Raw genomic sequence first — 21,044 nt, 5'->3', positions numbered from 1 at the left:
GAAGGCCAGCCCGCTCACCATGATCGGCCTGATCTTCGGCGTGCTGCTGTCCCTGTTCCCGTTCTACTGGATGATCGTGATCGCCAGCCGGACGAACGACGCGGCCAACTCCTGGCCGCCGCCGTTCCTGCCCGGCGGCAAGCTCGGCGAGAACATCGAGCGGGTGCTCGCCAACAGCGACGCCAACATCGTCAAGGGCCTGATGAACTCGTTCCTGGTCTCCGGGACGATCACCGTCGCGACCGTGTTCTTCGGCTCGCTGGCCGGCTTCGCTTTCGCCAAGCTCCGCTTCCGGGGCAAGAACGCGCTGCTGCTGATCATCCTCACCTCGATGATGGTGCCGATCCAGCTCGGCGTGCTGCCGCTCTACATCCTGATGGCCAAGCTCGACTGGCTGAACACCATGCCGTCGGTGACCGTCCCGTTCCTGATCGGCGGCTTCGGCATCTTCATGATGCGCCAGTACGCCGAGCAGGCGGTACCGAACGAGTTGATCGAGGCCGCCCGGGTGGACGGCTGCTCGACCTGGCGGGTGTACTGGCACGTGGTGGCACCCGCGCTGCGTCCGGCCGCCGCGGTGCTGGGCCTGCTGACCTTCATGGAGCAGTGGAACCAGTTCTTCTGGCCGTTCGTGGTGCTGGCGGACCCGTCCAATCCGACCGTCCAGATCTCGCTGCGCAGCCTCAACACCGCCTACTTCGCCGACAACTCGCAGATCTTCGCCGGTACGTTGATCGCGACCCTGCCCCTGTTCGTCGTGTTCGTTCTGTTCGGCCGCCAGATCATCGGCGGCATCATGGAAGGCGCCGTCAAGTCGTGAGCAACCCAGCAAGCCCGCCCGCCGTCGGCGTCCTCGACGCCGGTCCGGCCCTCACCTTCCCGTCCGACTTCCTCTGGGGCGCGGCCACCGCCGCGTACCAGATCGAGGGCGGGGCGACGGAGGGCGGCCGTGCCCCGTCGATCTGGGACACCTTCAGCCACACCGAGGGCCGGACGGTGGCCGGGCACACCGGCGACGTGGCGTGCGACCACTACCACCGGATGCCTGACGACGTGCGGCTGATGGCCGACCTGGGCCTGCGGTCGTACCGCTTCTCGGTGAGCTGGCCGCGGGTGCAGCCGGGCGGCACCGGCGGGGTCAACCAGGAGGGCATGGACTTCTACCGCCGGCTGGTCGACGAGCTGCTCGGCCACGGCATCGAGCCGTGGCTGACGCTCTACCACTGGGACATGCCGCAGCCGCTGGAGGACGCGGGCGGCTGGCCGGCCCGGGACACCGCGGCCCGCTTCGCCGAGTACGCCCACCTGGTCGCCGAGGCGCTCGGTGACCGGGTGAAGTACTTCACCACGCTGAACGAGCCGTGGTGCTCGGCGTTCCTCGGCTACGGCTCCGGCGTGCACGCGCCGGGCCGCAGGGACGGCGCGGACGCGGTCCGGGCCGGGCACCACCTGATGCTCGGTCACGGCCTGGCCGTGCAGGCGGTACGCGCGGTCCGCCCGGACGCGCAGCTCGGCATCACCGTCAACCTGTACCCGGTGACCCCGGCGAGCGGCTCGGCGGCGGACGCCGACGCGGCCCGCCGGATCGACGCGCTGGCGAACCGGTTCTTCCTGGACCCGGTGCTGCGCGGGTCGTACCCGGCGGACCTCGTCGCGGACCTGCGTCAGGTCACCGACATGGGGCACGTGCGCGACGGTGACCTGGCGACCATCTCCACGCCGCTGGACATGGTCGGGGTCAACTACTACAGCCGGCACGTGGTGGCCGCGCCGGTCGAGGGCGCGGAGCCGGAGCCCTACTGGCGGGCGCCGTCCTGCTGGCCGGGCAGCGAGGACGTCCGGTTCGTCACCCGGGGTGTCCCGGTGACGGACATGGACTGGGAGATCGACGCCCCGGGCCTGGTGGAGACGCTGGAGCGGGTCCACCGGGAGTACACCGACCTGCCGCTCTACGTCACCGAGAACGGCTCGGCGTTCGTCGACGAGCTGGTCGACGGCCGGGTGGACGACCCGGACCGGCTGGCCTACTTCGCCGCTCACCTGCGCGCGGCGCACGCCGCGATCGAGGCCGGCGTGCCGCTCAAGGGCTACTTCGCCTGGTCGCTCCTGGACAACTTCGAGTGGGCCTGGGGTTACACGAAGCGGTTCGGCATGGTCTATGTCGACTACGACAGCCAGGCCCGGATCGCGAAGTCCAGCGCCAGGTGGTACGCCGACGTGATCCGACGCAACGGACTGCCCGCACAATAAGCTGGGCCAGCCAGTAACGGGCGGCCCGGCGCCGACGCCTCAATCGGTGCCGGGTCCGCCCGACCGTCGGAGGAGCACAACGATGACAACGCAGCGCACCCGCTCGCTCGGGCGTCCGACCCTCGACGCGGTCGCGGCCCGCGCCGGCGTCGGGCGCGGCACGGTCTCCCGCGTGGTCAACGGCTCGCCGCAGGTCAGTCCGGAGGCCCGGGCCGCCGTCCAGCAGGCCATCGCCGAACTGGGGTACGTGCCGAACCGTGCCGCCCGTGCGCTGGTCACCCAGCGGACCGACTCGGTCGCACTGGTCGTGTCCGAGTCGGGGGAGCGGGTCTTCACCGAGCCGTTCTTCGCGGCCATCGTCCGGGGCGTCAGCTCCGGGCTGGTGGAGACGCCGATGCAGCTCTGGCTGGCCATGGTGCAGTCGCCGATCGAGCGGGAACGGGTCGAGCACCACCTGACCAACCAGCACGTGGACGGCGTACTCCTGCTGTCGCTGCACGACGCCGACCCGCTGCCCACGCTGCTGGAGGAGCGCGGCCTGCCGACGGTGCTCGGCGGCCGTCCGGCGCGGATGCTGCACCCGAACGCGCAGCCGGCGTGGTTCGTCGACATGGACAACGTCGGCGGCGCGCGGCAGGCGGTGGAGCACCTGTTCCGCCAGGGCCGCCGGCGGGTCGCGACCATCGCGGGCCCGCAGGACATGGGCGCCGGCCTGGCCCGGCTCTCCGGCTACCAGGAGGCCGTGCGCGCGGCCGGCGGCCGGGTCGACCCGGGCCTGATCGCGTACGGGGACTTCAGTGAGGGCAGCGGCACCGCGGCCATGCGCCGGCTGCTCGACGTCTGCCCGGAGCTGGACGCCGTGTTCGTGGCCTCCGACCTGATGGCGTTCGGCGCGCTGCGCGCGTTGCGCGAGGCCGGCCGCCGGGTGCCCGAGGACGTGGCGGTGATCGGCTTCGACGACGCCCCGATCGCGCGTCAGGCCGAGCCGCCGCTGACCACCGTGTTCCAGCCGGTGGAGGAGATGGGCCGGCAGATGGCCCGGCTGCTGGTGTCCCGCATCCGGGGCGAGGAGGTCCCCTCCCCGCACGTGCTGCTGGACACCGAGCTGATCCACCGGGCCTCCGGCTGACCCACCCCCGGCGACGGGGGAGCGGTCAGGACCAGCGGCGCAGTTCGCGGCGGGCCAGCGACGCGCGGTGGACCTCGTCCGGGCCGTCGGCCAGGCGCAACGTGCGGGCCTGCGCCCACAGCTCGGCCAGCGGGGTGTCCTGGCTGACCCCGGCCCCGCCGTACGCCTGGATGGCCTTGTCGATCACCCACTCGGCCATCAGCGGCGTGGCGATCTTGATGGCCTGGATCTCGCTGTGCGCGCCCTTGTTGCCGACGGTGTCCATCAGCCACGCGGTCTTGAGCACCAGCAGGCGGGCCTGCTCGATCCGGACCCGCGACTCGGCGATCCACTCGCGGACCACGCCCTGCTCGGCGAGCGGGCGGCCGAACGCGATCCGGTCGAGCACGCGCCGGCAGAGCAGCTCCAGGGCCCGCTCGGCCATGCCGATCAGGCGCATGCAGTGGTGGATCCGGCCGGGGCCGAGCCGGGCCTGGGCGATGGCGAACCCGGTGCCCTCCTCGCCGACCAGGTTGTCCACCGGCACCCGGACGTCGGTGAAGTCGATCTCGGCGTGCCCGCCGTGCGGGGCATCGCTGTAGCCGAAGACCCGCATCCCGCGCCGAACGGTCACGCCGGGGGTGTCACGGGGGACCAGGATCATGCTCTGCTGGCGGTGCCGGTCGGCGTCCGGGTCGGTCTTGCCCATCACGATGAAGATCTCGCAGCGCGGGTCCATCGCCCCGGACGACCACCACTTGCGGCCGTTGATCACGTAGTGGTCGCCGTCGCGGGTGATCCGGGTGGCGATGTTCGTCGCGTCGGAGGACGCCACCTCCGGCTCGGTCATGCAGAACGCGGACCGGATCTCACCGGCGAGCAGCGGCATGAGCCACTGCTTGCGCTGCTCCTCGGAGCCGAACTCGGCGAGCAGTTCCATGTTGCCGGTGTCCGGCGCGGCGCAGTTGAGCGCCTCCGGGGCCAGGTGCGGGCTGCGGCCGGTCAGCTCGGCCAGCGGCGCGTACTGGAGGTTGGTCAGCCCGGCGCCGTAGCGGGCGTCGGGCAGGAACAGGTTCCACAGCCCGCGCGCCCGCGCCTCGGCTTTGAGTTCCTCCATCACCGGCGGGCGGGCCCACGGGTCGCCGGCCGCGGCCACCTGCTCGTGGTGCACCGGCTCGGCCGGGTACACGCACTCGGTGAGGAACGCCTCCAGCCGCTGCCGCAGCTCGACCGTCCGGTCGTCGTACGCGAACTCCATCTAGCTCTCCCTCACCTCGTGCAGTCCGTGTGCCACGAGCGGCGCCACCATGTCGCCGATCCGGTCGAAGCCCTCGCCCAGCGTCTGCCCGAGCGTGTGCCGGTAGTGGATGCCCTCGCAGATCACCGCGAGCTTGAAACAGCCGAGTGCCACGTGCCAGTGCAGCGGGCCGACGTCGACGTCGCTGCGCCCGGCGTACCGCTCGATCAGCTCGGCGCCGGTGGGGAAGCCGGCGCGCGGCCCGATGCCGTCGGCCACCGGGTTGCCCTCGCCGTGGTCGCTGTCGCCGAGCACGTCCCAGTACGTCAGCAGCAGCCCGAGGTCGGCCAGCGGGTCGCCGAGCGTGGCCATCTCCCAGTCGAGCACCGCCCGCACCGCCACCGGGTCGACGGTGGCGAGCAGGTTGTCCAGCCGGTAGTCGCCGTGCACGATCCGGTCCGCGTTCGCGCCCTCGGGCACGCTGGCGGCCAGCGCGTCGCGAAGCTCGTCGATGCCGGGGAGCGGCCGGCTGCGGGACCGGTCGAGCTGGCCGGCCCAGCGGCGCACCTGCCGGGCCAGGTAGCCCTCCGGGCGGCCGAAGTCGGCCAGCCCCACCTCGGCCGGCTCGACCCGGTGCAGCGTGGCGAGCGTGTCCATCATCGCCATGGCGAGGTCGCGCCGCTGGGCGGCGGTGAGCGCGTCGGTCTGCTCGCGCCGCCGGTAGACCTCGCCGTCGACCTTCGCCATCAGGTAGAACGGCGCGCCGATGACGCTCTCGTCGGCGCACAGCAGCAGCGCCTCCGGCACCGGTACGCCGGTCGGCGCGAGCGCCGAGATCACCCGGTGCTCCCGGGCCATGTCGTGCGCGGTGGCCAGCACGTGCCCGAGGGGCGGCCGGCGCAGCACCACCTCGCGGTCGCCGGCGCGCAGCAGGTAGGTGAGGTTGGACTTGCCGCCGGCGATCAGCCGCGCCGACAGCGGCCCGCTCAGGTCCGGCCGGTGGACGGCCAGGTGGGCGGCGAGCCGGTCGAGGTCGAGCCCGCGCGGGGCCGGACCGGTCGAGGGCGCGGCGACATCGGCGGCCGGATCGGTCATCCGATTAGTTGATGGCAGCTCAGCTTTGTTGTCAAGGTCGGGTTTTCCCGGCGGGACATGCCCTTGCAACAGGGGCGAAATGGTCAACCGGCAGGCTGGGCCCCAGCCTGCCGGCCGCTCGGCCGGCCCGCCGAGCGGAGGGGATCAGACATGCTGCTGAGAGTTCGGGTGACCCTGCCGGACCGTCCGGGCACGCTCGGCCAGGTGGCCCGGACACTCGGCGTCTCCGGCGCGGACATCGTGCAGGTGGTGGTGCTGGAACGGCTCGGCGGCCGGGCGGTGGACGATTTCACGGTGGTCTGGCCGGGTGCGGCGCGGGTGGAGCGGATGCTCGCCGGGCTCGCAGCGATCCCCGGCGTCCGGGTGGACGGCGTGTGGCGGGCGATCGGCGCGCCCACCACCACCGGGCAGGACGCCGAACTGCTCGCCCAGGTGGCGGCGAACCCGGTCGACGGGGTGGCCACGCTCGTCGACGCGGTGCCGGGGCTGCTCGCCGCGGACTGGGCGGTGGTCGCCGTCGTACCCCTGGACTGGGCCTCGCGCAGCGGCGAGGCCGGCGTCGCCGCGATCGGGCACGCGAGCTGGCGGGCGCCGGTGCCGCCGCGGCTGCCGGAGGTGACCCCGCTGCGGGCGCGCGCCATGACGAGCCCGGACGGGCACCACTACGCGGTGGCGCCGTTCGGCCGGGCCGGGCTGGTGCTCGTGGTCGCCCGCGACCACAGCGAACCGCTCGCCGCCGCCGGGTTCCACTCCACCGAGGTGGACCGGCTCGCCCAGCTCGTCCGCGCCGGCGCGGTGATCCTCGGCGACCGGCTGGACCTGGTCGGCACGCCGCCCGTGACCACCGTCACCTGACCGGACGGCCTGCGTCACCCGGGGGCAACGGGCCCGCAACAGGCGCACGGCATGGTCGGTGCCGAGGAAGGGAGACAACCATGGCGCTCTGGCGGATCCGAGCCACGGTGGACGACCGGCCGGGTTACCTGTCGGTGCTCACGGCGAGCCTCGCGTTGCGCGGGGTCAACATCCTCAGCGTGCAGGTGCACACCACCGAGGCCGGCGCGGTCGACGACTTCCTGGTCGACGCGCCCGAGCAGGTGACCGAGGCGGAGCTGCGGGCCGCCGTGGAGCGGGGCCGGGGCCGGGACTGCTGGATCGCGCGTAGCGGGGCGCGCGGGCTGGCCGACGAGCCGACCCGGCTGCTCGGGCTTGCCGGGCGGCTGGTGCGAGACCCGGAGGCGACCGGCGAGGTGCTGCGCACGCTGCTCGGCGCCGACTCGGTGACCTGGCGTCCGACGCCTGCCACCGCGCCGGGCGGGGTGGGCGGCACCACGATGGTGCTCGCCGACCCGGCCGGCGGCGCCCACGAACTGCACCGCCGGGAGCCCAGCTTCACCCCGGCCGAGTACGCCCGCGCGCAGGCCCTGGTCGAGCTGGCGGCGACGCTGGCCCGGCGGGACGCCGACCGGATCACGCTGGTGCTGCCGGACGGCGGCGAGGTGTCGGTGCGGGCCGCGACCGCCGAGGACGTCCCCGGCGTACGCGACCTGCACGCCGCCTGCTCGGCCCGCAGCCGGCAGCGGCGCTACCTGAGCGGGGCGGCGGACCCGTCGCCGGCCCGGCTGCGCCGGCTGCTGGAACCGGCGCGGGGCGTGACACTGCTCGCCACGGCGGGCTCCGGCGGGGCGGCGGAGCCGGTCGTGGCGATGGCGAACCTGCTCGGCGAGGGCGACGAGGCCGAGGCGGCGCTGCTGGTCCGCGACGACTGGCAGCGCCGGGGCCTCGGCTCGGCGCTGCTGCGCCGCCTGGTGGGCCACGCCGACCGGGCCGGATACGCCGCCGTGCTGCTGCACGTGCAGTCCGAGAACACGCCGATGCTGCGGACGCTGCGCCGGCTGGACCGGCCGGTGGCGATGGAACGCGACGGCGGCGTGCTGACCGCGACGCTGCCGCTGGCCGCACGGCCGCCGGCCGAGCCGGCCGCGCGGGCCGGGGTGACGGTGCCGGCACAGCGGTCGAGTTGAACTGACGGCCGCCGGCCGGACCCCGGAGGTGCGCCGCAACGGCGCGGCACACCCGAGGGGTACGGCCCGACGGCCGGAACCGGCGCGGTCACGCGCCACCCGGGCCGACCTCCGATACGGGGGACGGTGACACGGCGGGGCTCCCGATGCGGGGGCCCCGCCCGTCTGTGTGCGATCAGGTGGCCGGGTAGCTGTTGTAGTCGGGGAAGTTGCCGTAGAGCCGGCCGTCACCACCGACTGTGACCGCCTGCACGAGCAGGTCACCGCCGACGAACGCGCCCTTCCAGGAGGCGCCCCGGCCGCCGAACGGCTCGTCCCGGTCGCCCCGGGACCGCGGCTTGTTGATGCCCACCTTGAACGCCTGGAGGTCCACCGCCAGCTTGCCGGCGAGCTCCTCGTCGTCGCAGGCGAGCGACGCGACGAGCGCGCCGTTGGAGGCGTTCATCTGGGCCAGCAGCTCGTCGGTGGTGTCCACCACGACGATGGTGTCGACCGGGCCGAACGGCTCGGCGTGCATGAGGCGGGACCGGCCGGGCGGGGCCAGCAGCACGGCCGGTGCGACGTACGCGGACGTGTCCTGCCCGTCCAGGAACGGTGCGCCGTCGAGCTTGCCGCGGTGCAGCGGCACGGCGCCGCCGCGTACCGCCTCGTCGACCTTGCGCCGCAGCTCGTCGGCCTTCGCCCCGCTGATCAGCGGCCCGAAGTCCAGCTCGGGCAGCGGGTCGCCGGCCGACCAGTCGTCGCCGACGGCGAGCGGGTGCCCGAACCGGATCGAGCGGACCACAGGCAGGTACATGTCGAGGAACTCGTCGACCAGGTCGCGCTGGACCACGAACCGGGGGTACGCGGTGCAGCGCTGCTTGCCGTACTCGAAGCCCTTGCGCAGGTGGGCGGCGAGCGAGTCCCACTGGGAGAAGTCCCAGATGCCCCAGGCGTTGAGGCCCTCCTGCTCGATGAAGTGCCGCTTGTCGCAGTCGAGCAGCGCGGCGGCGACCTTGCCGCCGTTGGAGCGCCCGCCGACGAACGCCACCGCGCCGATCTCCGGTGCGCGGACGAGCACCTCGGACAGTTCCTCGCCGCTGCCGGACAGCAGCGTGGCGGGCAGCCCGGCGCGGCGCATCAGCGCGTGCGCGACGGTGAGGCAGACCGCGCCGCCCTGCGACGGGGTCTTGGCGATCACCGCGTTGCCGGCGAGCAGCTGTACCAGCTCGGCGTGCACGAGCACGCTCATCGGGTAGTTCCAGGAGGCGATGTTGCTGACCGGGCCGGGCAGCGGCTCCCGCCCGTCGGCGAGCATCCGCTCGATCTCCTGCGCGTACCAGCGCACGCCGTCCAGCGCGCGGTCCACGTCGGCGCAGGCCAGGCGCCACGGCTTGCCGATCTCCCAGACCAGCAGGAGGGCGAGCAGGTCGCGGTGTGCGGTGAGCGCGTCGAGGGCGTCGGTGACCCGGGCGACGCGCTCGGCCAGCGGGGTCTGTGCCCACTCCCGGTGCGCGTCGGCGGCGTGGGCGACGGCGGCGCGGGCCGTCTCGGCGTCGAGCCGGGCGAGGTTCACCAGCACCGTGTTGTCCACCGGGGTCCGTACGGCGGTGGGCGTGCCGAGCGCGCGCCAGTCGCCCTGGACGAGGTTGTGCAGCGTCGTGGTGCCGTCGGGGCCGGTGCCGAACGCCTCGGGCGTGGCGGCCACCGCCCGGGCGAGGGTGTCGGACCAGGAGGTGCCCTCGGCGAGTCGTAGAGCCATCGCGATCTCCTCAGTGTCGTCCGGGGAGCGGCGGCGTCGATGGCACCGCAGGTGAGGCGTACTGTCCCGCGGGCCGGAGCGGCCGGGCAACCGTACGCTCGTATGCCAGGACGGCCGCGCCGCCGACGACGCCCCGGCGGCTGCATTCACCACCGTGACGATGCCGCTGAGCTGGGACCGAACACGCTCTATATCGACAAATATCGATGGTGTGATCCAGCTCCCGATGGTTACCCGTGAGTACGCCCGGGCGGCCCGGATCAGCACGCTCTTCCCCTGTGATGAACGGCGCATTACATTGTCGATTGTCCATGGGAGCGCTCCCGAACCTCTCGAGGACACCCCACCACCACCACCACGCGGCAGCCGGAGCCCTGCGATACCGTCCCCGCTCCGGCTGCCGCCCGGCGCCAGCCACAGGAGCTCGCCATGCCCCGTCCGATTCCGCCGCCGGGAGGCCGGTCCCGGCTCCGCCGGCTGTTCGCCGCCGGCGCCGCGCTGGCCGTCGGCCTGGCCACGGCCGTCGCCGCCCCGCCACCCGCGTCCGCCTCCGCCGCACAGGCCGCGCCCGCGTTCAACTACGCCGAGGCGTTGCAGAAGTCGCTGTTCTTCTACGAGGCGCAGCAGTCGGGCCGCAAGCCCTCCTGGAACCGGGTCTCCTGGCGCGGCGACTCGGCGCTCACCGACGGCGCCGACGTCGGCGTCGACCTCACCGGCGGCTGGTACGACGCCGGCGACCACGTGAAGTTCGGCTTCCCGATGGCGTTCAGCGCCACCATGCTGGCGTGGGGCGCGGTCGAGTACCGCGACGGGTACGTCGCCTCCGGCCAGCTCACCCACCTGCTGAACAACCTGCGCTTCGTCAACGACTACTTCGTCAAGGCGCACCCCGCCGCGAACGTCCTCTACGGACAGGTCGGCAAGGGCGACGACGACCACAAGTGGTGGGGTCCGGCCGAGGTGATGCCGATGGCGCGGCCCGCGTACAAGATCGACGCGAGCTGTGGCGGCGCGGACCTGGCGGGGGAGACGGCGGCCGCGATGGCCGCCTCGTCCATGGTGTTCCGGTCCACCGACGCGGCCTACGCGGACAAGCTGCTCGGCCACGCCAAGCAGCTCTACACGTTCGCCGACACCGTGCGGAAGAACTACCACGAGTGCATCACCGACGCGACCAGCTTCTACAAGTCGTGGAGCGGCTACCAGGACGAACTGGTGTGGGGCGCGATCTGGCTGTACCGGGCCACCGGCGACGCCACCTACCTGGCCAAGGCCGAGAGCGAGTACGACAAGCTCGGCACCGAGCCGCAGTCCACCACCCGCTCCTACAAGTGGACCATCGCCTGGGACAACAAGCAGTTCGGCGCGTACGTGCTGCTGGCGAACCTCACCGGCAAGCAGAAGTACGTCGACGACGCCAACCGGTGGCTCGACTACTGGACGGTGGGCGTCAACGGGCAGCGGGTGCCGTACTCGCCCGGCGGGATGGCGGTGCTCGACTCGTGGGGCGCGCTGCGGTACGCCTCCAACACCGCGTTCGCCGCGCTCGTCTACAGCGACAGGACCACGGACACCACCCGTAAGGCGCGCTACCACGACTTCGCGGTCCGGCAGATCAACTACGCGCTCGGCGACAACCCGCGCAACTCCAGCTACCAGATCGGCTTCGGCACCAACTCGCCGCGCAACCCGCACCACCGCACCGCGCACGGCTCCTGGTGGGACAGCCAGACCGTGCCCACCGAGACCCGGCACGTGCTCTACGGCGCGCTGGTCGGCGGCCCGTCCTCGGCCAACGACGCGTACACCGACAGCCGGTCGGACTACGTGATGAACGAGGTCGCCACCGACTACAACGCCGGCTTCACCTCCGCGCTGGCCCGGCTCACGAACGAGTACGGCGGCAGCCCGCGCGCCGGTTTCCCGTCCGCCGAGACGCCCGACCTGGACGAGCTGACAGTGGAGACCACTGTGATGCAGGCCGAGCCGCGCGCCACCGGGCTCAAGGCGATCATCTACAACAAGTCGGCGTTCCCGGCCCGGGCGCTGACGACCGGAAAGTTCCGGTACTTCTTCCGGCCCGACGGCACCGGACCGGTCACCGTCACGCCCGGCTACACCCAGGGCTGCCCGTCGCCGTCGACGGCGAAGCAGTTCTCCGGCGACATCTGGTACGTCGAGGTCGACTGCACCGGGTACACCATCGCGCCGGCCGGGCAGTCGCAGCACCGGATGGAGGTCCAGTTCAAGATCGGGGTGCCGGAGGGCGGCACCTGGGATCCGGCGAACGACCCGTCCTACCAGGCCACCGCGGGGCCGAACCGGAAGGTGCCGCTCTACTCCGGCGGCGTCCGCGTCTGGGGCGAGGAGCCCGGCCCGGTCACCCCTGACACCACCGCGCCCACAGTGCCCGGCACGCCCGTCGCGTCCGCCGTCACGTCGAGCGGGCTCACGCTGACCTGGGCCGCGTCCACCGACACCGGCGGCAGCGGCCTGGCCGGGTACGAGATCACCCAGTCGCAGACCGGCAGCGACGCGCTGGTGCTGCGCACCGCCACCACAAACACGCTCGCGGTGACCGGGCTGCTGCCGGAGCGGACGTACCAGTTCACAGTGCGGGCGCTCGACGGCGCCGGCAACCGGTCCGCGTCGTCGGCTGCCGTCAGCGTCACCACGCCGGCCGGCCCGGCGCCGGACACCACACCGCCGACCGCGCCCGGCGCGCCCACCGCCTCCGCGGTCGGCCCGACCGGCCTGACGCTGACCTGGGGCCCGTCCACCGACGCGGTGGGCGTCACCGGGTACCGCGTCTACCGCGGCGGGAACGTCCTGGTCGGCTCCGCCACCGGCACCACGCTGGCGGTGACCGGGCTGACCGCCTCCACCACGTACACGTTCACAGTGGTGGCGGTGGACGCGGCCGGCAACGTCTCGCCCGCGTCGCCCGGCGTCACGGTGACCACCACGGCCCCACCCGCCGGCGGCTCCTGCGCGGTGACCTGGACGGCGAACACCTGGGACACCGGGTTCACCGCGAACATCACCGTCGCCAACACCGGCACCACGGCGATCAACGGCTGGACGCTGGCGTTCACGTTCGGCAACAGCGGCCAGAAGGTCGGGCAGGCCTGGTCGGCGAACGTGACGCAGACCGGCACGGCGGTGACCGCGTCGAACCTGTCCTACAACGGGACGCTGGCGCCGGGCGCGTCGACGAGCTTCGGCTTCAACGGCACCCACACCGGCGCCAACCCGAGGCCCACCGCGTTCACGCTGAACGGCTCCGCCTGCACCGTCTCCTGACCGCCGAGGCGGCGTGGCGTGGCCGGTACCGCACCCCCGGTGACCGGCCACGCCACGCCACGCCACGCGCGACCAAAAACGTTCCGAAACTTTTCCGAAACACCATTGTCCCCGCCGATGCGCGATGGAAGCATCGACGGAGATGGATACCCCAATCGAGACGTCCAGTCGTTCCGCCCCGACGGCCTGGGTGTTGGCCAGTAAGGAGGCCAAGATGGCAATGAGCCCATCCGTTCATCGCGGCAGGAGTCGGCGACGGCGATCACCGGCCGTCCGGGCGCTGCTCGCCGGCGCGGTCAGCGCCGTGACGGTGGCAGCCGTCGCGGTGATGATGCCGTCGGCGAACGCCGCCGCGTCCACGCTGGGCGCCGCCGCCGCGCAGTCGGGCCGGTACTTCGGCACCGCCATCGCGGCGAGCCGGCTCGGCGACTCGACGTACAGCACGATCGCCGGGCGCGAATTCAACATGATCACCGCCGAGAACGAGATGAAGCCGGACGCGACCCAGCCCCAGCGGGGCCAGTTCAACTTCAACTCCGGTGACCAGATCTACAACTGGGCGACCCAGCGCGGCTTGAAGGTCCGTGGCCACACCCTGGCGTGGCACGCGCAGCAGCCGGGCTGGATGCAGAGCCTGAGCGGCAGCAACCTGCGTCAGGCGATGATCGACCACATCAACGGCGTGATGGGCCACTACCGGGGCAAGCTCGCCGCGTGGGACGTGGTGAACGAGGCGTTCAACGAGGACGGCAGCCGCCGTCAGTCGAACCTTCAGGGCACCGGTAACGACTGGATCGAGGTGGCGTTCCGTACCGCTCGGGCGGCGGATCCGTCGGTGAAGCTCTGCTACAACGACTACAACATCGAGAACTGGTCGTACGGCAAGACGCAGGGCGTCTACAACATGATCCGGGACTTCAAGTCCCGTGGTGTGCCGATCGACTGCGTGGGGTTGCAGACGCACTTCACCGGTGGCAGCTCGCTGCCGGGCAACTTCCAGACCACGCTGTCGAGCTTCGCCGCCCTCGGCGTCGACGTGGCGCTGACCGAAGCGGACGTCACGAACGCCTCGACCAGCCAGTACGCCGGGCTGACCCAGGCATGCATGAACGTGCCGCGCTGCATCGGCATCACCGTGTGGGGCGTCCGCGACAGCGACTCGTGGCGCTCAGGCGAGAACCCGCTGCTGTTCGACGGCGGAGGCAACAAGAAGGCTGCGTACACCTCGGTCCTCAACGCCCTCAACGCGGCCGCCCCGACCTCCGGGCCGACCACGACCCCGACCACGGCACCGCCGCCCAGCGGTGGCGCCGGCCGGATCGTCGGAGCGCAGTCGGGCCGGTGCGTCGACGTACCGAACGCCACCCAGACCAACGGCACCCGGGTCCAGCTCTGGGACTGCAACGGTCAGTCGAACCAGCAGTGGACGTACACCTCGAACAAGCAGCTGATGGTCTACGGCACCAAGTGCCTCGACGCGAACGGGGCGGCCACCGGCAACGGCACCGGAATCATCATCTGGGACTGCAACGGCCAGTCGAACCAGCAGTGGAACATCAACTCCAACGGCACCATCAGCGGCGTGCAGTCGGGCCGCTGCCTGGACGTCTGGGGCACCGGCAACGGCCAGCAGATCCAGCTGTACGACTGCCACGGGCAGACCAACCAGCAGTGGCGGACCGACTTCGGTGGCGGGACCACGCCGCCCCCGAGCACGCCGCCCCCGACCACGACGCCGCCGCCGGGCGGCTGCGCGCTCCCGTCGACCTACCGGTGGTCGTCGACCGGCGCGCTGGCCAACCCGCAGAACGGCTGGGTCTCGCTCAAGGACTTCACGAACGTCGTCTACAACGGCAAGCACCTGGTCTACGGGTCGTACGTCAACAGCAGCGGCCAGTACGGCTCGATGAACTTCACCCCGTTCACGAACTGGTCCGACATGGCCTCGGCCGGCCAGAACGGAATGAGCCAGGGCACCGTGGCGCCCACCCTGCTGTACTTCGCCCCGAAGAACATCTGGGTGCTGGCGTACCAGTGGGGACCGACCTCGTTCAGCTACAAGACGTCGAGCGACCCGACGAACGCCAACGGCTGGTCCTCGGCGCAGACGCTCTCCACCGCCACCCTGCCCGACGCCCCGTACGGCGTGATCGACCAGACGCTCATCGGCGACGACCAGAACATGTACCTGTTCTTCGCCGGTGACAACGGCAAGATCTACCGGTCGAGCATGCCGCTGGGGAACTTCCCGGGCAGCTTCGGCTCGAACTACACGACGATCATGACCGACTCGACGAACAACCTGTTCGAGGGCGTCGAGGTCTACAAGGTGGCGGGCCAGAACCAGTACCTCATGATCGTCGAGGCGATCGGGAGCCAGGGACGCTACTTCCGGTCGTTCACGTCCAACAGCCTGAGCGGCTCGTGGACCCCGCAGGCCGCCAGCGAGAGCAACCCCTTCGCCGGCAAGGCCAACAGCGGCGCGACGTGGACGAACGACATCAGCCACGGTGACCTGGTCCGCACCAACCCCGACCAGACCAAGACCGTCGACGCCTGCAACCTCCAGTTCCTGTACCAGGGCAAGAATCCCAGTGCGGGAGGCGACTACAACCTGCTGCCGTGGCGGCCGGGTGTGCTGACCCTCCAGCGCTAGGCGCCACACCGTACGAGGAAGGCGTGCCCGGCACCCGTGCGGTGCCGGGCACGCCCTTTCCGGTGGGCCGGCCCGGCCGGCGGGCGGACGGCGCCGACCCGGGGCAAGCTGAGTCGGTGGAGCGCATGCTGCTGACCGTCGGGCACGGGGCCGCCCACCGGGATCAGCTCGGGGACCTGCTGGCCGGCGCGGCTGTCGCCCTGGTCGTGGACGTGCGCCGCTACCCGGCCAGCCGGACCAACCCGGACGTCCGCCGCGAGGCCCTGGAGCACTGGCTGCCCGAACGGGACATCGGCTACCGCTGGAAACCGCGCCTCGGCGGCCGCCGGCACGTCCGCGCCGGCGAGCCGGAACCGGACACCTGGTGGACGGTCGCGGCCTTCCGGGCGTACGCCGCGTACACCCGCACGCCCGACTTCGACGCGGCACTCGACGAGGTGCTGGCCGACGCCGCCCGGGAGACCACAGCCGTGATGTGCAGCGAGAGCGTCTGGTGGCGCTGCCACCGGCGGCTGATCGCCGACGTCGCCGTGCTCGGCCGCGGAGTGCCGGTGTCGCACCTCATGCCGGACGGCCGGCTCAGCCCGCACCGGCCCGCCGAGGGCGCCCGCCGGCTGCCCGACGGGCACCTGCTCTGGGCCGGCTGACTCAGCCGGCCAGGTCCTCGGCGAGCAGGTCCATCAGCAGCGCGTCGTGCCAGCGCCCGTCCGCGCCGCGCTCGTAGCGGCGCATGATGCCCACCGGACGGAACCCCACCTTCGCGTACGCCCGGATCGCCGCCGTGTTCGCCGCCGCCGGGTCGATGGTGAACCGGTGGTGGCCGTACTCGTCGATCAGGTGCCGGACCAGCGTGCGGATCGCGTCGCCGCCCAGCCCCGAGCCGCGTACCGCCGGGTCGAGGAAGACGTCCAGGCTGGCGTGGCGGTAGTCCGGGTCGGTCTCGGCGTACCACTGGATCGCGCCGACCAGCTTGCCGTCGTGTTCGACGGCGTAGATCGTCACCGAGTCGTCGGCCAGGTCCGCCCGGACCGACGCGGCCAGGTCGTCACCGCCGCGCCACCAGCGGCGCACCTCGGGGGTGGCCCGGATCGCGGCCAGGGCGGGCACGTCGGCGTCGGTCACCGGCCGCAGCGTCACCGCCCGCCCGCGCAGCACGCCTCAGCCCCGCCGCTCGCCGTGCTCGACGCAGACCGCCGACCAGCCGGACGGCACGACCTGCACCTTCATCCGCCGCCGGCAGGACGCGCACCAGCGCGGCGGCTCCCACGCGCGGGCCGCCTCGCACGCCGGGTGCGGCCCGGCCGCCACCGACTCGCCGCACCTGTCGCACCAGAGCGCGGCAGGAGCCGCCGTGGCGGGGGAGGATTCGGTCACCGCTGCCTCACAGGGTCGCCGAGAGCGCCTTCACCGGCATCTTCAGGTCTTCCAGCAGCTTCAGGTCGGCCGTGGCGGGCCGCCCCAGCGTGGTCAGGTAGTTGCCGACGATCACCGCGTTGATGCCGCCCAGCAGACCGTCGCGGGTGCCGAGGTCACCGAGGGTCAGCTCGCGGCCGCCCGCGTACCGCAGGATGGTGCGCGGCATGGCCAGCCGGAACGCGGCGATGGCGCGCAGCGCGTCCTTGCCTTCCACCACCGGGCGGTCACCCAGCGGCGTGCCGGGGCGCGGGTTGAGGAAGTTCAGCGGCACCTCGTGCGGGTCCAGCTCGGCGAGCTGCGCGGCGAACTCGGCCCGCTGCTCGACCGTCTCGCCGAGGCCGAGGATGCCGCCGCAGCAGACCTCCATGCCGGACTCGCGGACCATCCGCAGCGTCTCCCAGCGCTCCTCCCACGAGTGCGTGGTGACCACGTTCGGGAAGTAGGAGCGGCAGGTCTCCAGGTTGTGGTTGTAGCGGTGCACGCCCATCTCGACCAGCTCGTCGACCTGCTCCTTGGTGAGCATGCCGAGCGAGGCGGCGACCTGGATGTCGACAGCGGCGCGGATGGCGGCGACGCCCTCGCGCATCTGCTTCATTAGCCGGGCGTCCGGGCCGCGCACGGCGGCCACGATGCAGAACTCGGTCGCCCCGGTCGCGGCGGTCTGCTTCGCGGCCTCGACCAGCGCCGGGATGTCCAGCCAGACCGAGCGCACCGGCGAGGTGAACAGACCGGACTGCGAGCAGAAGTGGCAGTCCTCCGGGCAGCCGCCGGTCTTCAGCGAGACGATGCCCTCGACCTCGACCTCCGGACCGCACCAGCGCATCCGGACCTCGTGGGCGAGCTGGAGCGCGGCGGGCAGGTGCTCGTCGGGAAGGTTCAGCACCGCGAGGACACCGGCCTCGTCGAGGCCGACGCCGTTGCCCAGCACCCGCTCCCGGGCCTGGTCGAGGATCTCTGGCATGGCTCGTAACCTAACAGGCCACCGTGAGCGCGGGAAACCACCGCCGCCGGCCCTCCGGCGAGCCGGGACCGCGCCACGCCGGGGCCGCCGGGGCGGGTGGTAACTTCGCCCCGCGGAAGCGCCCGGCGGGGGGCGTGAAGTCGGCGGGAGGGGACGGCACGGTGGCGGACTGGCTGGCGGCCCTGGACCGCCGCGCCGAGCTGCGGGCCCGGGCGGGGCTGACCCGCACGCTGCGCCCCCGCGCCGCCGACGACGCCGTGGTCGACCTGGCCGGAAACGACTACCTCGGCCTGGCCACCCACCCGGAGGTCACCGCCGCCGCAGCAGAGGCCCTGTCCGCGTACGGGCTGGGCGCCACCGGGTCGCGTCTGGTGCGCGGGTCCACCGACGCGCACCACGCGCTGGAGGACGACCTGGCCGGCTGGCTCGGCGTCGACCGGGCGCTGGTGTTCTCCTCCGGATACCTGGCCAACCTCGCCGCCGTCCGGGGACTGACCCAGCCGCGGACGCTGCTCGTCTCCGACGCCCACAACCACGCCTCGCTGATCGACGGCTGCCGGATCTCCGGCGCCGAGACGCTCGTGACGCCGCACGCCGACGTCGCAGCGGTGGCCGCGGCGCTCGCCGCCGCGCCGGGCCGCCCGGCCGTGGTGGTGACCGAGTCGGTCTTCTCCGTCGACGGCGACCTGGCCCCGCTCGCGGAGCTGCACGCGGTGGCCCGCCGCCACGGCGCGCTGCTGCTCGTCGACGACGCGCACGCGCTCGGCGTCACCGGCCCGGCCGGAGCCGGCGGGGTCGCCGCCGCCGGGCTCGCCGGCGCGCCCGACGTGGTGGTCACCGCGACGCTGTCCAAGGCGCTCGGCGGGGCCGGCGGCGTGGTCGCCGGGCCGGCCGAGTTCGTCCGCCACCTGGTGGAGACCGGCCGCACGTTCATCTTCGACACCGCGCCGCCGCCCGCGGTGGTGGCCGGGGTCCGCGCCGCGGTGCGCCTGGCCCGCGACGGCGACGCGCTGCGCGCCGAGCTGGCCGACCGGGTCGCCGCGGCGGTGCGCCGGCTCGGCGCGGCCGGGCTGTCCGTGTCCGCCCCGGACGGCGCCGTGATCTCGGTGACCGCGCCCGGCCCGCAGGAGGCGACCGCCTGGGCCGCCGCCTGCCGGGAACACGGCGTGGCGGTCGGCTGCTTCCGTCCCCCGTCCACGCCGGACAGCCGCTCCCGGCTGCGGCTCACCGTCAGCGCCGGGGTGGACCGGGCCGGCTTCGACCGGGCCCTGGACGTGATCGTGGAGTGTGCGCCATGAGCCTCGGCGACGCCTGGACCGGGCCGGTGCTGGTGACCGGCACCGACACCGAGGTCGGCAAGACAGTGGTGACCGCCGCCGTCGCCGCCGCCGCGCAGGCGGCCGGCCTGCGGGTCGCCGTGGTCAAGCCCGGCCAGACCGGTACGGCGACAGGCGAGCCCGGCGACGTCGACTCGGTGACCCGGCTGGCCGCCCCGCTGACCGGCCGGACGCTGGCGAGCTACCCCGATCCGCTGGCCCCGCTGGCCGCGGCCCGGGTGGCGGAGCTGCCGCCGCTGGAGCTGTACAACGCGGTCGACGCGATCCGCGAGGAGGCGGACAAGCACGATCTGGTGCTCGTCGAGGGCGCGGGCGGGCTGCTCGTACCGATGGGGTTGCGCCCGTCCGGCGAGCCGTGGACGGTGGCCGACCTGGCGGTGTCGCTCGGCGCGCCCGCGGTGGTGGTGGCGCGGGCCGGGCTCGGCACGCTCAACCACACCGCGCTGACGCTGGAGGCGCTGGAGCGGCGGGCCGTCCCGGCCGGCGTGGTGATCGGGGCCTGGCCGACCGAACCGGAACTGGTGCACTGGCTCAACCTGTCCGAGCTGCTGCCGAACCTGCTCGGCGCGGTACCGGCCGGCGCGGGCGGGATGGACCCGGGCGTGTTCCGCCGGTCCGCGCCCGGCTGGCTCACCCCCGCCCTGTACGGCGTGCTCGACGACTGGCGGGCCTGGGCCGAGGAGTAAGGAAGGGCCCCTTCTTAACGCCTCCGGTAGAGGAAGGGCCCCCTGTTAACACCCGCAGGGCTCAGGCGCGGCGGACCACGAACGCGTCCGGCATCCGGAAGGTGAGGTTGTCCGGGCACCACGGTGGACGGACGACCGTCACGTCGTCGAGCAGCGCGGTGGCCTCGGCGACCACCACCGCGGCCTCCATCCGGGCCAGCTGCGCGCCGGCGCAGCGGTGCGGCCCGGCGCCGAACGCCAGGTGCCGCCGCGAGCCGGGCTGCCCGGGGCGGAACTCGCCCGGTGCGTCCACCACGGCCGGGTCGCGGCCGGCGCGGGCCAGCCACGCCACCACGCTGGTGCCCGCCGGTACGGGCACCTCGCCGAGCGTGGTGTCGACTGCCGCCACCCGCCGCCAGGTGACGATCGGCGGCTCCAGCCGCAGCCCCTCCTCGACCACGTCGTCCACGCCGATCTCACCGGCGCGCAGCCCGGCCCGTACCGCGGGTTCGCCGGACAGCCGGTGCAGCAGCAGGGTGAGGAACTGCGAGGTGGTCTCCTGGCCGGCGACCAGCAGGAAGAACAGCGCCCCGACGACCACGTCGGGGGAGTGCCCCGCCTCGCGCAGCCGCGCGGCGAGCCCGCCCCCGGTGGCGGCGAACTCCCGCAGCACGGTGTGGAACCGGCCCACCTCGGCGACGAGCGCGAGCTGCCGGGCGGAGTCCAGCGGCGCCCAGAACAGCTCCAGCGCGGCCCGGGCGAAGTCCTTGACCGCGCCGACCGGGGCGTCCGGCAGCTCGACCAGCCGGGCCAGCACCAGCAGCGGCAGGTCGGCGGCGAGACCCGCGTACAGGTCGACCGGGCGGCCCGCGTCCAGCGCCGCCGCCAGGCCCGCCACCCGCTCCCGGACCAGCCCGGTCAGCCACCGGCGCTGGGCATCCACCCGGTGCGGGTGCAGCGCGTCGGCCACGATGCCGCGGATCTCCGGGTGGCTCGCGCCGCCGTTGTTCGCCAGCGTCGGCGGCAGCCGGAACCGGTGCCCGGCGAGCACCCGCAGCGCGGCCACCGGGATCGGGGTGACCGCGTCGAGCGCGTTGTCCGGCCGGAACGTCACCGGGTCGGTGAGCAGCCTGCGTACGAGCGCGTGCCGGGTCACCACCAGGTGCGGCACGCCGACGTGGTCGACAACGGTGGCCGCGTCGGGCCACGGCCCGTCGACGGACTCCCCCCAGCCCCGGAACAGCACGCGGT

17 protein-coding genes are annotated in these 21,044 nt (G+C 73.2%); 10 read left to right on the top strand and 7 right to left on the bottom strand.

What is annotated here, in order from left to right; all coding sequences use genetic code 11:
• Window positions 1-19: 19 nt before the first annotated feature.
• The 3 genes from FHX31_RS21730 to FHX31_RS21720 all read left to right on the top strand — a co-directional run bounded on the left by FHX31_RS21730 (window position 20) and on the right by FHX31_RS21720 (window position 3,379).
• A complete protein-coding gene (locus FHX31_RS21730) occupies window positions 20-820 on the top strand; it encodes a carbohydrate ABC transporter permease (protein ID WP_030274682.1) in 801 nt (266 codons plus the stop codon).
• Window positions 817-2,250, top strand: coding sequence for a GH1 family beta-glucosidase (locus FHX31_RS21725; RefSeq protein WP_013284858.1), 1,434 nt, complete (start codon window positions 817-819; stop codon window positions 2,248-2,250). The genes FHX31_RS21730 and FHX31_RS21725 overlap by 4 nt, the downstream gene beginning before the upstream one ends.
• 82 nt (window positions 2,251-2,332) lie before the next feature.
• Window positions 2,333-3,379, top strand: a complete 1,047-nt coding sequence (locus FHX31_RS21720; protein ID WP_013284859.1) for a LacI family DNA-binding transcriptional regulator — start codon at window positions 2,333-2,335, stop codon at window positions 3,377-3,379.
• 25 nt (window positions 3,380-3,404) lie between these two features.
• On the opposite strand, the gene FHX31_RS21715 is transcribed toward FHX31_RS21720, so the two are convergent.
• Window positions 3,405-4,616 (bottom strand): acyl-CoA dehydrogenase family protein, encoded by a 1,212-nt coding sequence (locus FHX31_RS21715; protein ID WP_030274680.1) that lies wholly within the window; start codon window positions 4,614-4,616, stop codon window positions 3,405-3,407.
• On the bottom strand, window positions 4,617-5,690 hold the full coding sequence (locus tag FHX31_RS21710; protein WP_184977099.1) for a phosphotransferase family protein: 1,074 nt from the start codon (window positions 5,688-5,690) through the stop codon (window positions 4,617-4,619).
• Window positions 5,691-5,840: 150 nt separating this feature from the next.
• Here FHX31_RS21710 and FHX31_RS21705 point away from each other — a divergent pair, with 150 nt between their 5' ends.
• Both FHX31_RS21705 and FHX31_RS21700 read left to right on the top strand, forming a co-directional pair.
• Window positions 5,841-6,545: an ACT domain-containing protein gene (locus FHX31_RS21705; RefSeq protein ID WP_013474552.1), complete on the top strand. Its 705-nt coding sequence runs from the start codon at window positions 5,841-5,843 to the stop codon at window positions 6,543-6,545.
• 80 nt (window positions 6,546-6,625) lie between these two features.
• Complete coding sequence (locus tag FHX31_RS21700; protein WP_013284863.1) at window positions 6,626-7,714, top strand: GNAT family N-acetyltransferase; 1,089 nt, start codon at window positions 6,626-6,628, stop codon at window positions 7,712-7,714.
• Between the two features lie 175 nt (window positions 7,715-7,889).
• Here the strand turns inward: FHX31_RS21700 and FHX31_RS21695 are convergent, their stop codons facing one another.
• Window positions 7,890-9,455 carry an aldehyde dehydrogenase family protein gene (locus FHX31_RS21695; protein ID WP_013474554.1) on the bottom strand — a complete coding sequence of 522 codons (1,566 nt, stop codon included), beginning with the start codon at window positions 9,453-9,455 and terminating at the stop codon, window positions 7,890-7,892.
• Between the two features lie 429 nt (window positions 9,456-9,884).
• On the opposite strand from FHX31_RS21695, the gene FHX31_RS21690 reads away from it, so the two are divergent.
• The 3 genes from FHX31_RS21690 (at window position 9,885) to FHX31_RS21680 (ending at window position 16,061) form a co-directional block, all read left to right on the top strand.
• Window positions 9,885-12,758 (top strand): glycoside hydrolase family 9 protein, encoded by a 2,874-nt coding sequence (locus FHX31_RS21690; RefSeq protein WP_184977098.1) that lies wholly within the window; start codon window positions 9,885-9,887, stop codon window positions 12,756-12,758.
• A gap of 214 nt (window positions 12,759-12,972) precedes the next feature.
• Window positions 12,973-15,414, top strand: coding sequence for a non-reducing end alpha-L-arabinofuranosidase family hydrolase (locus FHX31_RS21685; protein ID WP_184977097.1), 2,442 nt, complete (start codon window positions 12,973-12,975; stop codon window positions 15,412-15,414).
• A gap of 23 nt (window positions 15,415-15,437) precedes the next feature.
• Window positions 15,438-16,061 carry a DUF488 domain-containing protein gene (locus FHX31_RS21680; protein ID WP_218105452.1) on the top strand — a complete coding sequence of 208 codons (624 nt, stop codon included), beginning with the start codon at window positions 15,438-15,440 and terminating at the stop codon, window positions 16,059-16,061.
• A gap of 1 nt (window position 16,062) precedes the next feature.
• Here FHX31_RS21680 and FHX31_RS21675 read toward each other — a convergent pair whose 3' ends face one another.
• The 3 genes from FHX31_RS21675 to bioB are packed head-to-tail and all read right to left on the bottom strand — an operon-like array spanning window position 16,063 to window position 17,791.
• The gene (locus tag FHX31_RS21675) at window positions 16,063-16,569 is read right to left on the bottom strand and encodes a GNAT family N-acetyltransferase (protein ID WP_013284868.1); all 507 of its coding nucleotides are present in this window, start codon (window positions 16,567-16,569) and stop codon (window positions 16,063-16,065) included.
• Between the two features lie 3 nt (window positions 16,570-16,572).
• On the bottom strand, window positions 16,573-16,788 hold the full coding sequence (gene bsaP, locus FHX31_RS21670; protein WP_013284869.1) for a biotin synthase auxiliary protein BsaP: 216 nt from the start codon (window positions 16,786-16,788) through the stop codon (window positions 16,573-16,575).
• A 7-nt stretch (window positions 16,789-16,795) separates the two neighbouring features.
• Window positions 16,796-17,791: a biotin synthase BioB gene (gene bioB, locus FHX31_RS21665; RefSeq protein WP_013284870.1), complete on the bottom strand. Its 996-nt coding sequence runs from the start codon at window positions 17,789-17,791 to the stop codon at window positions 16,796-16,798.
• A gap of 161 nt (window positions 17,792-17,952) precedes the next feature.
• On the opposite strand from bioB, the gene FHX31_RS21660 reads away from it, so the two are divergent.
• The gene (locus FHX31_RS21660; RefSeq protein WP_047892679.1) at window positions 17,953-19,089 is read left to right on the top strand and encodes an 8-amino-7-oxononanoate synthase; all 1,137 of its coding nucleotides are present in this window, start codon (window positions 17,953-17,955) and stop codon (window positions 19,087-19,089) included.
• Window positions 19,086-19,814, top strand: a complete 729-nt coding sequence (gene bioD, locus FHX31_RS21655) for a dethiobiotin synthase (RefSeq protein WP_013284872.1) — start codon at window positions 19,086-19,088, stop codon at window positions 19,812-19,814. Before FHX31_RS21660 ends, bioD begins: the two co-directional genes overlap by 4 nt.
• 61 nt (window positions 19,815-19,875) lie before the next feature.
• Here bioD and FHX31_RS21650 read toward each other — a convergent pair whose 3' ends face one another.
• Window positions 19,876-21,039, bottom strand: a complete 1,164-nt coding sequence (locus FHX31_RS21650; RefSeq protein WP_184977096.1) for a cytochrome P450 — start codon at window positions 21,037-21,039, stop codon at window positions 19,876-19,878.
• Window positions 21,040-21,044 lie beyond the last annotated feature (5 nt).

It is taken from the genome of Micromonospora sp. CNZ286 (assembly GCF_014207755.1).
Note: the sequence above shows the minus strand (reverse complement) of the source record. Positions and strands in the feature narration are given on the sequence as shown.

Coding starts and splice junctions, on each gene's coding strand:
- FHX31_RS21730 (WP_030274682.1), top strand. CDS start 20: ATGATCGGCCTGATCTTCGGCGTGCTGCTGTCCCTGTTCCCGTTCTAC.
- FHX31_RS21720 (WP_013284859.1), top strand. CDS start 2,333: ATGACAACGCAGCGCACCCGCTCGCTCGGGCGTCCGACCCTCGACGCG.
- FHX31_RS21715 (WP_030274680.1), bottom strand. CDS start 4,616: ATGGAGTTCGCGTACGACGACCGGACGGTCGAGCTGCGGCAGCGGCTG.
- FHX31_RS21710 (WP_184977099.1), bottom strand. CDS start 5,690: ATGACCGATCCGGCCGCCGATGTCGCCGCGCCCTCGACCGGTCCGGCC.
- FHX31_RS21705 (WP_013474552.1), top strand. CDS start 5,841: ATGCTGCTGAGAGTTCGGGTGACCCTGCCGGACCGTCCGGGCACGCTC.
- FHX31_RS21700 (WP_013284863.1), top strand. CDS start 6,626: ATGGCGCTCTGGCGGATCCGAGCCACGGTGGACGACCGGCCGGGTTAC.
- FHX31_RS21695 (WP_013474554.1), bottom strand. CDS start 9,455: ATGGCTCTACGACTCGCCGAGGGCACCTCCTGGTCCGACACCCTCGCC.
- FHX31_RS21690 (WP_184977098.1), top strand. CDS start 9,885: ATGCCCCGTCCGATTCCGCCGCCGGGAGGCCGGTCCCGGCTCCGCCGG.
- FHX31_RS21685 (WP_184977097.1), top strand. CDS start 12,973: ATGGCAATGAGCCCATCCGTTCATCGCGGCAGGAGTCGGCGACGGCGA.
- bioB (WP_013284870.1), bottom strand. CDS start 17,791: ATGCCAGAGATCCTCGACCAGGCCCGGGAGCGGGTGCTGGGCAACGGC.
- bioD (WP_013284872.1), top strand. CDS start 19,086: ATGAGCCTCGGCGACGCCTGGACCGGGCCGGTGCTGGTGACCGGCACC.